At 44.4% G+C, this 15,367-nt stretch carries 15 protein-coding genes; 7 read left to right on the top strand and 8 right to left on the bottom strand.

The window, feature by feature from the left end; translation table 11 throughout:
• Nucleotides 1-92 precede the first annotated feature (92 nt).
• Nucleotides 93-746, top strand: coding sequence for a DUF2939 domain-containing protein (locus tag ABYU67_RS01120; RefSeq protein ID WP_372843158.1), 654 nt, complete (start codon nt 93-95; stop codon nt 744-746).
• A gap of 158 nt (nt 747-904) precedes the next feature.
• Here the strand turns inward: ABYU67_RS01120 and ABYU67_RS01115 are convergent, their stop codons facing one another.
• Together ABYU67_RS01115 and ABYU67_RS01110 are read right to left on the bottom strand one after the other, a co-directional pair.
• Nucleotides 905-1,978, bottom strand: a complete 1,074-nt coding sequence (locus ABYU67_RS01115) for a disulfide isomerase DsbC N-terminal domain-containing protein (protein WP_372843156.1) — start codon at nt 1,976-1,978, stop codon at nt 905-907.
• Between the two features lie 340 nt (nt 1,979-2,318).
• Nucleotides 2,319-3,023: a pseudouridine synthase gene (locus ABYU67_RS01110; RefSeq protein WP_372843155.1), complete on the bottom strand. Its 705-nt coding sequence runs from the start codon at nt 3,021-3,023 to the stop codon at nt 2,319-2,321.
• 197 nt (nt 3,024-3,220) lie between these two features.
• Between ABYU67_RS01110 and ABYU67_RS01105 the strand changes: the two genes are divergently transcribed.
• From ABYU67_RS01105 to ABYU67_RS01085, 5 genes are all read left to right on the top strand, one after another.
• On the top strand, nt 3,221-3,817 hold the full coding sequence (locus ABYU67_RS01105; RefSeq protein WP_372843153.1) for a YigZ family protein: 597 nt from the start codon (nt 3,221-3,223) through the stop codon (nt 3,815-3,817).
• Between the two features lie 128 nt (nt 3,818-3,945).
• Complete coding sequence (locus ABYU67_RS01100; protein WP_372843152.1) at nt 3,946-5,010, top strand: YheT family hydrolase; 1,065 nt, start codon at nt 3,946-3,948, stop codon at nt 5,008-5,010.
• A 44-nt stretch (nt 5,011-5,054) separates the two neighbouring features.
• Nucleotides 5,055-5,597: an acyl-CoA thioesterase gene (locus tag ABYU67_RS01095; RefSeq protein WP_372843151.1), complete on the top strand. Its 543-nt coding sequence runs from the start codon at nt 5,055-5,057 to the stop codon at nt 5,595-5,597.
• 176 nt (nt 5,598-5,773) lie between these two features.
• Complete coding sequence (locus ABYU67_RS01090; protein ID WP_372843150.1) at nt 5,774-6,151, top strand: DsrE family protein; 378 nt, start codon at nt 5,774-5,776, stop codon at nt 6,149-6,151.
• A 270-nt stretch (nt 6,152-6,421) separates the two neighbouring features.
• Entirely contained in the window at nt 6,422-7,465 is a 1,044-nt protein-coding gene (locus ABYU67_RS01085; protein ID WP_372843149.1) for an NAD(P)H-dependent flavin oxidoreductase, read from the top strand.
• 24 nt (nt 7,466-7,489) lie between these two features.
• Here the strand turns inward: ABYU67_RS01085 and ABYU67_RS01080 are convergent, their stop codons facing one another.
• Nucleotides 7,490-8,437: an alpha/beta hydrolase gene (locus ABYU67_RS01080; protein WP_372843148.1), complete on the bottom strand. Its 948-nt coding sequence runs from the start codon at nt 8,435-8,437 to the stop codon at nt 7,490-7,492.
• A 257-nt stretch (nt 8,438-8,694) separates the two neighbouring features.
• Here ABYU67_RS01080 and ABYU67_RS01075 point away from each other — a divergent pair, with 257 nt between their 5' ends.
• A complete protein-coding gene (locus ABYU67_RS01075; RefSeq protein WP_372843147.1) occupies nt 8,695-8,949 on the top strand; it encodes a DUF2798 domain-containing protein in 255 nt (84 codons plus the stop codon).
• Here the strand turns inward: ABYU67_RS01075 and oppF are convergent.
• From oppF to ABYU67_RS01050, 5 genes are all read right to left on the bottom strand, one after another.
• Nucleotides 8,946-9,968: a murein tripeptide/oligopeptide ABC transporter ATP binding protein OppF gene (oppF, locus tag ABYU67_RS01070; protein ID WP_372843145.1), complete on the bottom strand. Its 1,023-nt coding sequence runs from the start codon at nt 9,966-9,968 to the stop codon at nt 8,946-8,948. The two genes, ABYU67_RS01075 and oppF, sit on opposite strands and share 4 nt — an antisense overlap.
• 3 nt (nt 9,969-9,971) lie before the next feature.
• Nucleotides 9,972-11,120 (bottom strand): oligopeptide ABC transporter ATP-binding protein OppD, encoded by a 1,149-nt coding sequence (gene oppD, locus ABYU67_RS01065; protein WP_372843144.1) that lies wholly within the window; start codon nt 11,118-11,120, stop codon nt 9,972-9,974.
• 27 nt (nt 11,121-11,147) lie between these two features.
• The gene (gene oppC, locus ABYU67_RS01060; RefSeq protein WP_372843142.1) at nt 11,148-12,053 is read right to left on the bottom strand and encodes an oligopeptide ABC transporter permease OppC; all 906 of its coding nucleotides are present in this window, start codon (nt 12,051-12,053) and stop codon (nt 11,148-11,150) included.
• Between the two features lie 90 nt (nt 12,054-12,143).
• Nucleotides 12,144-13,064 carry an oligopeptide ABC transporter permease OppB gene (gene oppB / locus ABYU67_RS01055; protein WP_372843141.1) on the bottom strand — a complete coding sequence of 307 codons (921 nt, stop codon included), beginning with the start codon at nt 13,062-13,064 and terminating at the stop codon, nt 12,144-12,146.
• 159 nt (nt 13,065-13,223) lie between these two features.
• On the bottom strand, nt 13,224-14,906 hold the full coding sequence (locus tag ABYU67_RS01050; protein ID WP_372843139.1) for an ABC transporter substrate-binding protein: 1,683 nt from the start codon (nt 14,904-14,906) through the stop codon (nt 13,224-13,226).
• Nucleotides 14,907-15,367 lie beyond the last annotated feature (461 nt).

Raw genomic sequence — 15,367 nt, 5'->3', positions numbered from 1 at the left:
TCGCTATATTCTCAGGGCTTTAGATTTATATTTTCTATTATTAAATTTGCCCATCCTTAAGTTTTTGATTTCGCAATAAAGGTTTGATTTTTATGAAGAAGCTGATTGTTTTATTAGTCATCATTGCAGTCGCTGTCTATGTAGGCTCGCCCTATTACAGCGCCTATCAGCTTAAAAATGCCTACGATGCCAAAGACGGCGCGACTATCGCAGCTGCGATCGACTATGAGCAAGTGCGACCCAGCATTCAAAACCAACTCGCCAGTCAGTTTACGGCGACTATGACCAACTATCCATTGGTCGCTGAGCTAGGCGGCGAAGCACTGACCCAAGCCGCCAATAGCTTTATCACGCAGGCGGTCGATGGTGCCATAACACCGCAAAACATCGAAAAAGTCATCAATACCCAAGGTCAGGCCAATACTGCGACTAAGGAGCTTGCCGCCGCATGGGCAATCGCCAGTAATCAAGTCGATCTCAAAAATTTGATTCAAAATCTTATCCTGCAGCGTGGAGATGTGGATGCGGTGGTCAAAAACCAAATGCAGCAGATCATGGAAAAACAAGCCGCTGAACTGGAGAAGCAAGCAGCGCAAGGGTCTGACAGTGATAAGCCAACACTGGGCTATTGCGGTATTCATTGTTTTAACATTAGCGGTCAGGTAAAAGGCTATCCACTCATCATCGAGATGCAGCGTAACGGTCTGGTTGATTGGAAAATCGTTGATATCATATTGCCACAATAAACTTACTATCAATAACTTTTAGATATAACAAAAAGCCGCCACATAAATAGCTTATGTGGCGGCTTTTTTGTCCATATTAAGGAATATCATTTCTTAACACGTTTTTTATTCATAACTTGATTAAGCATTAGACATTAGACATCACATATCTATATCAGCTACTGCACACCTAAAAACTCTAAAAACTCCGGACTCTCAAAGCTTGCTTGAAACAGCACGCCATCTTCACGATAGATAGCAGGCGTTGCCATAACAGCAAGCCCTGCTGCTTTTTCACGATTGGGCGTCACAGGATCAGCTTTACAACTTGCTGGTGCAGATGTCATCTTACCTTGCAGCATTGCTTTATCAAGGGCTTTACGGCGACTGTCCTCAGTACCTTGGCACCAAATACCGCGCATCTGCTCAGGTGACGCATCATAAATCGGATAACCAATGGTTTTGACTGTCACGCCTTTAGCATTCAGCATCGGCATCTGATGATGTAGTCTGCGGCAATAAGGGCAGTTCACATCTGTTGCCACATAAATGACGGCTTTTTCAGCACTAGTCGCTGGATAAGTAATCAGTTGGTTTGCATCTAAAGTCGCAAACACCGACTGATTTTTACGCTTTTCAAACTGCTCGTCAAGTCCGATAAATTGACCGTTTTTGATGACAGAGATCTCGCCATCAGTAATATACTGCGCATCATCTGATAACAAGAACGGTACGCCCTCTAAGGTCGCGCCCCAAATCACACCGGGCACAGCCGTATAAAAGAACGGTGTTTTGGCACTCATATTTTTTAGTGCACCCATATTGGCCAATATATCTGCTTTAACACTTGCACTAACAGGCTTGCCTACCTGCGCTATAGTGCTACGCGCTGGCGTCTTGGTAACCACCCGCTTGCTTGGATTCTTTTGTAGCTCGCCCTGAATGACATAATTACCATCTTCCGTAATATGTAATGGCAACTGCCCTACCAAATTAACTTGATACATATTGGGTAAGTTGGACGGCACGATAGAGCTGATTTGTGTTTTGATCCCTGCCTGAGTTAGCAACTGGCGTAAACGTCTGTCAACGGATGGGCTGACAGTGCCAGCAGCTTTTGTATTTTTCACGCTTTGGCTGACTTTTTGGCTGGTAGCAGCCATGTCACTAGGCTGAGCACAGGCGGTGGTTGCCAATAACATGGCGCCAATGAAACTAATGAAACTGGCAGGTTTTAATAAAGATGCGTTCACAGAGACAGTCCTATCTGGTTTTAACAAAAATCACGTTTGATAAAGGGAGTGTTAGTCGCTTTTAGTTTTGATAGCTTATATTGAACCGATGATAACGATATTATGTAAAAAAATAGATTAAAAAAGATAGGCTAACCTTAGCATAAGGTAGACTTTTGCCAAGGTTTAACGGCTCAATTTTGCAAAACTGCTACTGAGCTTTAAGAGATAGGCAACACAGTACGGACACAAGACATAACCTGCTAACCATAGCAGGTAAAAACTACGGACAAAAAAAGCAGCGCACGTGACGTGGCTGCTGATTTTAAAGAGCTGTTTATGGGGTTTTTAAAATAACAGCCTAGAATTTAGCCACTTCTTCAGGGGTTAAAAAGCGACTGTCGCCTTTTTCTAAACCGTCCAAATTAATATGACCGATACTGGCGCGATGCAGCTCGATAACGCGATTACCAAAATAACCCATCATGCGTTTGACTTGATGATATTTACCTTGCTCCAAGGTCAGACGCGCATGCGTCTCATCGATGAATTCAAGGGTTGCAGGCTTGGTTTCTTCGTGATCACCTTCTAAAAGAATGCCGTTTGCCACTTCTTTGACCGCGTTCGCCTGAGCATCGCTATCCATCGCCTCTGCTAAAGTTAGCTCATAAACCTTCGCATGTTCATGTTTAGGACTGGTCACGCGGTGTAGCCAACCGCCATCGTCACTGATAAGCAAAGCGCCCGTGGTATCGACATCAAGTCGTCCAGCGATACGCAAGCTACCAAGCTCTGGGACGGCTATCAGCTCAGTGACGATGGGGTACTCTTTGGCTTTTAGCGTACACTCAAAGCCTTCAGGCTTATGCAATAAAATATAGCGATTGCCCGTCGCGACCGATAGTGGCTCGCCACCCCACATAACCTCATCATTGACGATATCGACATGCAAACCTGGATCTTTGACGATCTGCTCGTTGACCATGATCTCACCGGCATGCATGATTTTTTTGGACTCTTTACGAGACAACTCAGTGGCCTTACTGATAAATTTATCTAGACGCATACTATTTACTACCATCCGTTTTATGATACCTACTTTACCTTAGCAGCTAACGACATCAGCATTCGCACTGAGCTTGCCTGCTATCTTCATGGGTCAGAAGTGGTACTATAATAAAAAATTAAATGAACACTGCGCCAAATACGGACGACAGTGAAAGTTAGACCAGTTTACCATATCCAACCTAGACCTGATGAAATATGAGCTATCAAACACTAAAACGTACTGTCACTGCGCGCTTAGATATTAAAAAATCCGAGTTTATCGCCCACGCTTATCCTGTAACCTCGCGTGAACAGGCAATGTTTCACGTGGAACAATTACGCGAGCAGTATGCCGATGCGCGCCACCACTGCTGGGCATATATCATTGGTGACCCTAATAATACTACCAGTGCTGGCTTTGATGATGATGGCGAGCCAAATGGTACGGCAGGTCGACCGATATTAAATGTCTTGCAGCACAAATCTATCGGCAATGTCATTATTATCGTAGTACGGTATTTTGGTGGTATCAAACTTGGCGCAGGCGGTTTAACCCGTGCTTATGCAGGCGCAGCGCAAGCAGCGGTCGATGAGATGATATTGCTGCCCTATGTGCCCATGATACAAGTACAGATATTGGCAGAGTTTGCCACCGAGGCGCAGTGCCGCTATGTGGTCGACAGTTTAAATGGCAGTATCGATGATGTCGCTTATAGTAAGCAAGTGACATTGACTGTGACGATTGCTGAGGCAGATATCGAGCATTTAAAGGAGCGCCTTGCTATGGATGGGCGCGTATTAGACAAATCATAAAAAATATATGAGTAACCATACGTTCACTGAGCATTCACTAAATCTTATTGGTTTTGATAACTGTCATGGGTATGATAAAGCACTGATTGTTAAAGATGATTTTAACGCCCACCAAATAAGACACCTTTATGCCAACCACGAAATCACTAACTTCAAAACTAAGTAAGCCTTTTTCTCCCGCGCCGTTTAAACCGCCCTTTTGGCTGACCAATCCACATCTACAAAGCATCTTGCCTAAGTTTTTTGCCCCTAAAGCGCCCACTTATCGCCGCGTGGTCGAAAAAGACTCGTTGGATGAAAGTGATATCGCTTATGACTTTTATGATGCTCATACTATCAATGCAGCAGAAAATGGCGAGCGTGAAGAAACACCTTTAATCGTCCTATTCCACGGTATGGAAGGCAGTAGCGACAGTCACTATGCACGGGCTTTGGCGCATCAGATGCACGCACAAGGTTGGCATTTTGTGGTCGCTCACTTTCGCAGTTGTGGCGGCATTCCTGCTAATGGTAGAGTTTTTTATAATGCCGGTGATACCGATGAAGTACATCATGCGCTACAAAACTTACGTCAACAGTACGCCAATATTTATGCGGTTGGGGTGTCACTGGGCGGTAATGCCTTGGCAAAATACATGGGCGAATATGGTGACGATGCAATCTGCCAAGGCGCGGCTGTCATCTCCGCCCCCGTCGATATGTCATCGGCGGCGCTTAGTATGCACAGCTTTTTGAGCCATCGGATTTATACCCCTTATTTGCTCAACCCCATTATCAAAAAAGCCTTAGCCAATGACATCAGTAAAGAGGAGATCGACTCAATCAAAGCGGTCAATCGCATCAGTGACTTTGATGATATCTTTACCGCCCCGCGCCATGGCTATCGCTCTAATAATCACTATTACCATGCCTCATCAGCCCTGCCTTATTTAATAAAAGTAACGAAACCTTTGTTACTTATTAGCGCCAAAGACGACCCCTTCCTTGGTTTTACCGCTACCGCAAACGATGTATCCGATAGTGTCACTATCTTAGATACCGAGCATGGCGGGCATGTGGGCTTTATTCGTTATCGCTCGGACAAAGAAAAATCCTCTCAACTTTATAAAAAATCCAGATTTGATATCAATTGGATACCTGAAACTGTCAGTGCTTATTTTACTCATATCGGCGTCGTATCCAATAAGTCCTAACATAACAAGACTCACTTTACTTTTTAACCTTTTGAGAATGCGCTATGTACCCATTTATCCGTTATGCCAGCACCATCGCCCACGCCGCGCTACAAGTCAAAAAAGGCAAGACCTTAACGTTTAAGGATACCAGCGAGATTAGCTTTCGCTGTCGTCTGACGGATATTGATAATTTCTTGGAGATGAATAATGGTCGCGTGCTGACCCTGTTTGATCTAGGGCGTACTGACTTTGCGGTGCGTAGCGGGCTTGGTCGTCAACTGCTCAAGCAGCGTTGGGGCTTGGTGGTCGCTGGCAGTACTATTCAATATCGCAAACGTATTCGCGCCTTTGATATAGTCACTATGAAAACCAAAATCGCTGGCTTCGATGAGCGCTGGATATATATCGAGCAGTCGATGTGGGTTAAGGGTAAGCCTTGCTCCTCTGCGCTGCTGCGGACGGGCGTGACTGAAAAAGGGAGGGTGATAGAAACAGCACGTGTACTCGCCTCATTAGGGCAAGCAGATTGGCAGTTGCCACCGAGCGGTTATGTCGCAGAATGGATCGTCAGTGATGCTGATCGTCCGTGGCCGCCGCAAACTTAGAACTTATTATCTCACCTTATTGATAAGTCACAACCTAGCAACCTTATGGCTACTATTTCCCAACAATACATTATATAAATACATATAATAAATGCTAGGATAGTAGTGAGTTTGATACTCAACTGCATAGTATTTAATGAACAGCAAACTAAAAACAGTCTTATAAGGAGAATAATATGGTTAATACGACGGATTATGTCGGTACGTTATTTGATACTGGTGAATCAAATCCAAGCAAAATCACTTTAGCTTTTACTATGGCTGGCGTGGCGCTCAAAAAAGGTCATTCTGCCTCAGTGATATTGATGGTGGAAGCGGTACAGTTGGCACTGCCCAACGCTTTAGACAATGTCGATATTGGTGCACCATTTAAACCTGCGGGCGAGTTACTAGAAGCCTTTATCGAAAAAGGTGGTCAAGTGCTGGTATGCAGCGCCTGTATGCAGCACAATGGCGTGGACGAATCCGCCATCGACAAGCGATTCACGATTATCAGTGGTGATGATGTGGTTGAGCTGCTGATGAATGCGAAAGGGTCGTTGCAGTTGACCTAAATATCTAAGCATCTAGTTAATAAAAATGGGTCAGTTTTCTTATTCATCTTCTTGATGATGTAAGAGCTGACCTTTTTTATGTGACATCATGCTACATCCTGACCTTCAAATCTTATTTTGATCTTTAGTAATGAATGCTAACCACAATTTCATAATCAAAACCCATCTGCATATTCAGCAACTAAATAAGCACTATCCAACATACTCTTTGTCCTGTTCTGTTAAAGTAAGTGAGATAAAAATCCTAATAACATAAAAAGGAAGCTCGTCATGACCTTACTGAATACCCTTAATCTGACCCACCCTATCGTGCAAGCGCCGATGGCAGGGGCAACCACCCCTGAGCTGGCAGCGACGGTGAGTAATTTTGGTGGACTGGGTTCATTGGGATCGGGCATGACGCCGCCAGCGGTTTTGCATAGCCATATTGATATCTTAAAATCGCTCACCGATCGCCCTTTTATGATTAACCTAATGGTATTGTCTGAGTATGAATCGAGCACCTTTGATGCCAAAATCCCTGTTTGGCTAAGTCAGTACTATCAAGAAAACCATATCGAATTTGCGCGACCTGAACGCCCAGCGCTAAGCTTTGCGGATCAGCTACAAGTGCTCTATGACAATCCTGTTCCTGTCGCTAGCTTTACCTTTGGTATTATCAGCGCCGAGCAAGTGCAGTATTTGCAAGCTTTAGGTACGCGCGTCATCGGTACGGCAAATCATCCATTAGAAGCAAAAGCATGGAGCGATATTGGTGCTGATGCGGTATGTATACAAGGGATCGAAGCTGGCGGGCATCGCGGTGGCTGGCTTGCGCAAAGTGAAACTGATCCATTGGAATTATTGACGCTGATTGGTCAAACGCGCGCCTGTACCGATATTCCGTTGATTGCAGCAGGTGGCATCATGACGGGGCAAGATATTAAAGCGGTACAAACAGCGGGTGCAGAGCTTGCGCAAATTGGGACGGCGTTTTTGACCACCGATAAATGCGATATTAATGACATTTATAAGCAAGCGCTGCTTGATGCCAGTCAAGATAAGCGCAGTAGCGAGACCCACTTGACGAGACTGTTTTCAGGTAAGCAGGCTCGTGGCTTATTGAATGATTATTTGCGTGATTTTGCGCAATATGAAAGCGCGCATGAGCTACCGCCCTACCCACAATTAAATGCGATGACCAAATTTTTACGTGGTCATGCGACCGATAATCTTGACCCAGAGTATCAGTCATTATGGGCAGGGCAAGGGGTGGCCTTGGTCAGACAAGAGCGTACGATTGAGCTGCTAGAACGCTTGGTAAAAGAGAGATAACTAAAGGCGTCATAGCTTCTCTTACTATTCACCAAGCTTGGCGCGAAACGTTTTATAGTCTTCAGCTGTTTGCTTAACCGCTTCTATCATCGGCACATGACCAATCTTTGACATCATAACAATTTCTGATTGCGGAATGATTTCTTTGATCAGCGTTACCGTTTCAGGCTTAATCACTTGATCTTCCTCGCCCCATACTACGAGCGTTGGAATATTATATTCAGCGATAACCTTAGCGCGCTGCTCAACATTGTCTTCAACGATTTGCGCGAGTATCTTAGACTCAAGCGCTTTATTAGCAATACGCTCTTGCGCGAATACAGCTTTTACAGACTTAGGAATATAAGGCGGCTTAGACATGACAAAGTCATACATTTGGTAAAAATCTGCGGTTTTATCGATCAGCAGTGGATTGTGCTCAAGGGTTGCGCCCTCTAAAGATTTTGGCATGCCCACTGACCAAAAACCTGCGCTGTCTATCAGCCACAGGCTCTTGACCTCTTTAGAATATTTTGCAGCATACGCAACACTGATAGCGCCGCCCATCGAATTGCCGCCGATATGGATATTATCTGCCACCCCTTTGGCTTGTAGTAGCTCATGTAAGCGCGTCGCTTGCGCCTCAGAACGATAGTCAGCTGCCATCGGCTTGCTAGAGTCACCAAAGCCGAGCAAATCAGGAATAATCAGATGATAATTCTGCAACTGCCGAGCGATACGGGTAAAGTTGTCTTTATTGCCACCAAAGCCATGAATCAGTAATAAAGGCTTGCCGCTGACATTGCTATTTTCTGCGTAGAACATTTTATCGCCTGATGACAACGTAAATGACTTGGTGATGAGGTCTGATTTTGAGCGCTCATATTGAACAATCTTTTGCGTGGTATTAACCGCCATGGTATTAGGCGCTGTGGTACAGCCAACCGCTGAAAGGCTTAACAAAACAGCAAAACCCAAACGTTTTAAATTCATCGAAATATCCTGCTCGGTGTGTATTGTGAATACCCTGTATCGTAGCAATAATTCAGCTTTAGTTTATTAATAATGAGCACATTCTCCTTTTTAAAAGCGAAATAACGATCATTAAAATATAACGAACTTTACTATTGGTAATAACGATTTTATCCATCCGCCAGCATGCGATATCATGGCTCATAAAGGCGCTTTATGACCCTGTTCAGCAGCGTTCAGTGAGCGTCACTATTATCATATCGGAACAATTCAATATTATGGCAAACCTCCCTAGCATTAGAATACGCGCGCGGCGCAAATATTACCGTCTTATCTTTACCGGCCTGATGGCGCTGATGATGTCCCTTATTATCTCATCCGCTCTATTGCTAGTAAAAGTAGGATTCGTCGATGGCTTCTTTATAGAATTGATGCACTCGTGGGGACTAGCCTTTGTCTTTGCCTGGCCAAGCGCCTACGTTTGCGCTTATCTGGTGCAAGAGCACGTCCTTAGTCGGATTGAGTTTTATTAACCCATCTTAACCTTATTCTTTAAGCAAGCGACCCTATGGTTTAAAGTCCCTTCTAATATAGGCTCTATTTGAGCGCATTCGCTAATTGCTATTGGACAGCGCGTTCGAAACACACAGCCTGATGGCGGATTGATTGGACTTGGCAGCTCGCCCTCCAATAGCTGAATGGTTTTACTGCGCTCAGCGATAGGATCGGGTAAGGGCACCGCAGACATCAACGCCTGAGTATACGGGTGAGTTGGGTTGCCATAAACAGCTTCACCTATGCCCAACTCGACAGCATGTCCTAAATACATGACTAGGACTCGATGGGCAATATGTTTGATGACTGATAGATCATGAGCAATAAAGATAAGCGCCAAGCCCATTTCTTGCTGTAGGTCTTGTAATAAGTTGATGACCTGCGCTTGAATGGAGACATCGAGGGCGGAGACCGGCTCATCACAAATAATGATTTTAGGCTTTAATATAAGCGCGCGCGCGATACCGATACGTTGACACTGACCGCCAGAAAACTCATGAGGATAGCGATTAATCTGATTCGACAGCAGCCCCACCTTTTTCATAATGGTGCGCACTTCATCCTGTACCTCAGACTTTTTCATTTTTGGATAATAAGTGCGGAGCGGCTCTGCAATGATATCGCCTACTGTCATGCGTGGATTGAGCGAGGCCAGTGGATCTTGGAAGATCATTTGAATGTCTTTACGCTTTATCTTCATGATCTTTTTGGAAGCACCAACCATCTCTTCGTCACCGAACTTAATACTACCTGAGTTGGCACGTACCAAACCAATAATCGTTCTGGCCAGCGTTGATTTGCCGCAGCCAGACTCTCCGACCACTCCCAAAGTCTCTCCAGCAAATAGCTCAAACGACACACCGTTTACGGCTTTTAGGGTGTCCGGATTTTGCCAAAAGTAGGTGCCTTTTTGCTTAATATCAAAGGTAGTATGCACATTTTGCACTTGTAACAGCGGGGCTTGGCTGTATTGTTTAGCCATATTTACTACTGTCATAACCTAACCCTCCAGCTTTGATAGACGGTTCATGTCTCTTGCGACACCGTCTGCAAAAGCCAGTGTAGTGTCCTTTGAGTCACTTTCTTCTCGTACCTCAGGCTGCCAATGACAAGCACGTTGACGTTCATTAGGCAAAAACTCAAGCGGCGGCGGTACATCACGGCAGATATCCATAGCGTGTGTACAGCGCTCATAAAATGGACAACCCTCTGGTAGATGTAGTAAATTTGGCGGACTACCAGGGATGGTCTCAAGCTTACCTTTTTCATCATCCAAACGCGGAATTGCTTTTAATAATCCGATAGTATAGGGATGAGTAGGAGTATAAAAAATCTCTTCTGTTTCTCCATATGCCATCGTTCGACCAGCATACATGACGAGCATCCGATCACAGATACCAGCGACGACACCTAAGTCATGAGTAATCATAATAATAGTAGTACCAAAGTCGCGTTTTAGCTCATTTAATAGCACCATAACTTGTGCTTGTACTGTGACATCAAGCGCAGTCGTTGGCTCATCAGCAATGAGTAGCTTTGGGCGACAAAGCAGCGCCATCGCAATCATCACCCGCTGACGCATACCGCCAGAAAACTCATGCGGATACATACCGATGCGATTTTTGGCCTCAGGAATTTTGACCGCATCTAGCATCCGTATCGACTCTGCCCACGCGTCCTTTTTACTCATACCTTTATGTAGGATCAAGACTTCGGCGAGCTGATCCCCTATTTTCATATAAGGGTTGAGCGAGGTCATCGGATCTTGGAATATCATGGCGATTTGCTCAGCACGTATTTTATTCAATGCTTTTTGCGATAAGCCTAGCAGCTCATTACCTTCAAATTTTACAGAGCCTTTAGTACGACCATTTTTTGCTAATAGTCCCATGATAGCGAACGCGGTCTGCGATTTTCCAGAACCTGACTCACCGACAATGCCTAACGTCTCACCTTGATGCAGGTTAAAATTTAGACCGTTCACCGCGGTCACTAGACCATCTTCGGTAGTGAATTGCACTGATAGATCTTTGACTGCCAATAAGCTGTTTTGTTGATGAATCTGATTATTAAGTACTGAATCAGCACCTACTTTACTGACAGTAGTGTCTATTTTATTAAACGAGCTTTCCATGTCTTGAGTTGTCATAATGTTGCTCTCCTAGCGATATTTGACCTAGCGGTCTTTTGGGTCAAACGCATCACGTAGACCATCGCCGATAAAGTTAAAGCAGAATAAAGTAATGACCAAAAAAGCTGAAGGAATCAGAATCTGCCACGGCGCGACTTGCATCGTTTGCGAGCCTTCTTGCAATAACGCCCCCCAGCTGGTCATTGGCTCTTGTACCCCAAGCCCTAAAAAGCTCAAAAATGATTCAAATAAAATCATTGTTGGTACCAGTAAAGAGGCATAAACCACCACTACTCCAAGCACGTTAGGGACGATATGGCGCAGGATAATATTAAAGCCTGATACCCCGCCGACGTGGGCGGCTTCAATAAACTCTTTACTCTTCAGGCTCAATGTCTGACCGCGGACGATACGGGCCACATCAAGCCAAGAAACCAGACCAATAGCGACAAAGATTAAAATAAGATTACGACCAAATATAGTGACGAGCAAAATCACGAAGAACATAAACGGAAAGGCGCTTAGAATCTCTAAGAAGCGCATCATAATCATATCGACTTTACCGCCAAGATAGCCTGATGTAGCGCCATATACCGTACCAACCAATACTGCCACTGTTGCACCAGCGATACCGACTAATAAGGAGATACGACCACCGACTGCGGTGCGTACGAGCAAATCTCGACCAAGCGAATCCGTACCAAAATAATGCTTATTTTCAATCGACGGCGCAGCTTGCATAAAATTCCAGTCAGTCTCTGCGTAGCCAAAAGGCGCCAGCATAGGCACAAAGATGACAAACATACCGACGAGTAATAAGATAAAAAAGCTGGTCACCGCCGCTTTGTTTTGATAAAAACGGCGCCAGGCATCTTGCCATAGGCTACGGCCTTTAATCTCTTTAACAGGCAGGTTCATAGCCTCAATTGGCTGGTCTACGAGAAGGCTCATAGTCGTCCCTTTATTAATCTAATAGATAATCTGATAGTCATTGTTTAAGCAATCCGTGGCGTTTGAGCAGCAATGTATGCCTGATAACCATTAATACTGAATCTTTGGATCAATCATCGCGTATAAAATATCGACAATCGCATTAAAGGCGATCGTTAATACCCCGACCAAAATAGTCAAACTAAGTACCACACCATAATCACGATTGAGCGCCCCATTGACGAATAACTGCCCGATGCCGGGTAACCCAAAGATCGTTTCAATAACGATAGAGCCGGTAATAATTCCCACAAAAGCAGGACCTAAATACGATATAACTGGCAATAACGCTGGTCTAAGTGCATGCTTCATAACGATTTGACGCATGGGTAAACCTTTAGACTTGGCTGTGCGGATATATTGGCTGTTCATCACCTCTATCATCGAGCCGCGCATGATCCGTGCGATACTCGCGACATAGGCTAATGCGAGCGCAGTGACGGGCAGTATCAGGTTTTGTAAGGCACCATCATTCCAGCCACCAGCCGGCAACCACTGCAAAAAAATCGCAAAGATAAGTACCAATAGTGGCGCTTTAACAAAGCTTGGAATCACAACACCCGTCATCGCAAAAGCCATCAATACATAATCCAGCCATGAGTTTTGCTTAAGCGCTGCGACAATGCCAAGGATCAAACCTAAGACCAATGCCAATATAAAAGCATATAGCCCAAGCTCCATCGAAACTGGAAAAGACTGCGACAGCAGCTCATTGACGGTATAGTCTTTATACTTAAACGATGGCCCAAAATCACCCATTGCCAATTGTTTTAGATAATTGACATACTGTAGCCACATGGGATCGTTAAGATTGTATTTGGCTTCAATATTGGCCAATACAGCGGGTGATAAATTGCGCTCAGACGTAAAGGGACTGCCCGGCGCTAAACGCATCATAAAAAAAGACACGGTTATCAAAACAAACATAGTTGGAATGGCTTCTAAAATACGCCGAAAGATGAGCTTTAGCATAAGGCCTCTTTTTATAAGGCTCCTGTGGTAAGGATGCCTATTTTTAACGAGCTGGTTTTCAAAGAAACTGTCACTACGTTTTTCACTCAAACAAACAGGCGCTATAAGTCAGAATCCTTCTGCTTCATAGCGCCCACTAGGGTGATAGCGATTTATAGGTTAGTGCTTAGCAATAGAGATATCTTTACCCTGCCAATTACCTAACGGATCTGCATCTGAAAAACCGATCACATACGGCTTGACTAAACGAGGGCTAACATAATGATAGATATTGAGTAACCCCATATCTTGATCTAGCTGTGCTTCAGCTTTTTGATATAAGCTGGCACGCTGCGCATCGGTCACGCCCGCTTTTAGCGTCTGTGCCATCAGACTGTCGAAATTGGCATTGGCGTACTTGCCATAGTTTCCACTGTTGTCTGACTTGGTAATATTTAGAAAGGCTGAAGGCTCGTTATAATCTGCACACCAGCCAGCACGAGCGATTTGGTAGTTACCGTTACGGCGGGTATCAAGGTAAGTTTTCCATTCCTTATTGGTCAATGTTACATCGACAAAACCAAGTGCTTGCTTCCATAACGAAGTGGCAGCAACCGCTACCTTTTTATGATTGTCATTGGTGTTGTAAAGCAGCTCAAAAGCAAGTGGATTACTCTCGTTGTAACCCGCTTCATTGAGCAGTTTTTTGGCCTCTGCAATACGCTTTTCTTTGTTCCAAGTGGACCACTCTGGCGCATTGACCACCTGACCCTTGGTCGCCTGAGGTGTGAGCTGATAAGCTGCCGTTTGGCCTTGGCCAATAACCTTGTCTACGATGGTATCGCGATCTAATGCCAAGGCTAAAGCACGGCGTACCTTTGGATTATCAAAAGGCGGCTTGACGGTATTAAACTCATAATAGTAAGTACAAAGATAAGGGGAAATTCTCAGCTCATCACCGTTTTGCTCTTTTAAAGAGGCAAATTGCTCGGTTGGAATCTCATTGTAGGTGACATCCACTTCGCCAGCCTGATAACGCGCTACATCGGTCGTGCTAGAAGGAATCGGCAGCATCGTGATGGTATCAAGGGTCGTATTGGCATCGTCATAATAAGAAGGGTTACGCGTCAAAACCAGTTCATCATTAATCTGCCATTTGCTGACTTTATAAGGGCCATTGACCACGATATTGGCAGGGTCTGTCCATTTATCACCAAAGGCTTCGATGGTTTTTTGATGTACAGGTTTGACGGAGTTGTGAATCAGCATATCTGGGAAATAAGGTACTGGCTCTGATAGTGTCACTTGCAGTGTTTTGTCATTGATTGCTTTTACGCCGAGTGTGTCAATACCAGCTGCGCCTTCAACGATTTTATCGGCACCGACTACCTTAGCATCAACCAAGTAGCTCGAGTATGGTGATGCAGTCTTTGGATCGACCAAGCGGCGCATGCTATAGACGAAGTCTTGCGCGGTAACCGGATCGCCATTTGACCATTTGGCATCACGCAGTTTAAAGGTCCATACTTTATTATCAGTACTCTCCCATTCGGTTGCGATTCCTGGAATGGTTTTGCCATCTGCATCTGTATTGGTTAAGCCTTCAAATAACTGACGACCAATATTAGACTCAGGGACACCAGATACCTTATGAGGATCAAGCGACTCAGGTTCAGTACCATTATTGATTACCATCTCTTGAGTATCTGCCAATACACTTGGATCGATGTTGGCTGAAGAGCTGGCATTATTATCTGTTGCCGTCTTGTCACTACAACCTGTCATAAAGATAGCCAAGATAGCAACAGCAAGAGAAGTGGGCAAAAATATGGTCGTACGAAGGGAAGTAGGGTTGAGGGTCATATCACATCCTAGTGAGAAAAAGACAGCAATTTGCCGAGTCTTTTATTAAGTCCATTTAAATTTATTCTCTACTACCTATGCTGTTTATGGTGTGAATCAGCAATGACTCACACCTGTAGCTGACATAGGTTAGAAAACTATTGGTAATAGTAATAATAAAAAAAATTATGAATGTCAACAGCATTCGAGCCATTGACACATATATCGTATAGCATAGAAATCTCAGTATCATGAGATTCAGTAGAGAAAAGCCTCTCAAACCCTACTATTTTTCAATTTTTTCGCAGATTTATCCTTTTTTATCATCTAAAACCTAGCTCTCGTTAAAAGACTGCTCTGATGTTATGAATTGTATCCAAGGCTTATTTAATCACTCCAAAATGATCATAAGTTATTACTTGGCTCCCCTAACTCTTATGTGAATCGAAATCATGCTACTACTTTATAACTGTGTGTCTCTA

Origin of the sequence: Psychrobacter sp. (genome assembly GCF_041554015.1) — a bacterium.
Taxonomy (GTDB): domain Bacteria; phylum Pseudomonadota; class Gammaproteobacteria; order Pseudomonadales; family Moraxellaceae; genus Psychrobacter.
This window is presented reverse-complemented; position numbering and strand designations above follow the sequence as displayed.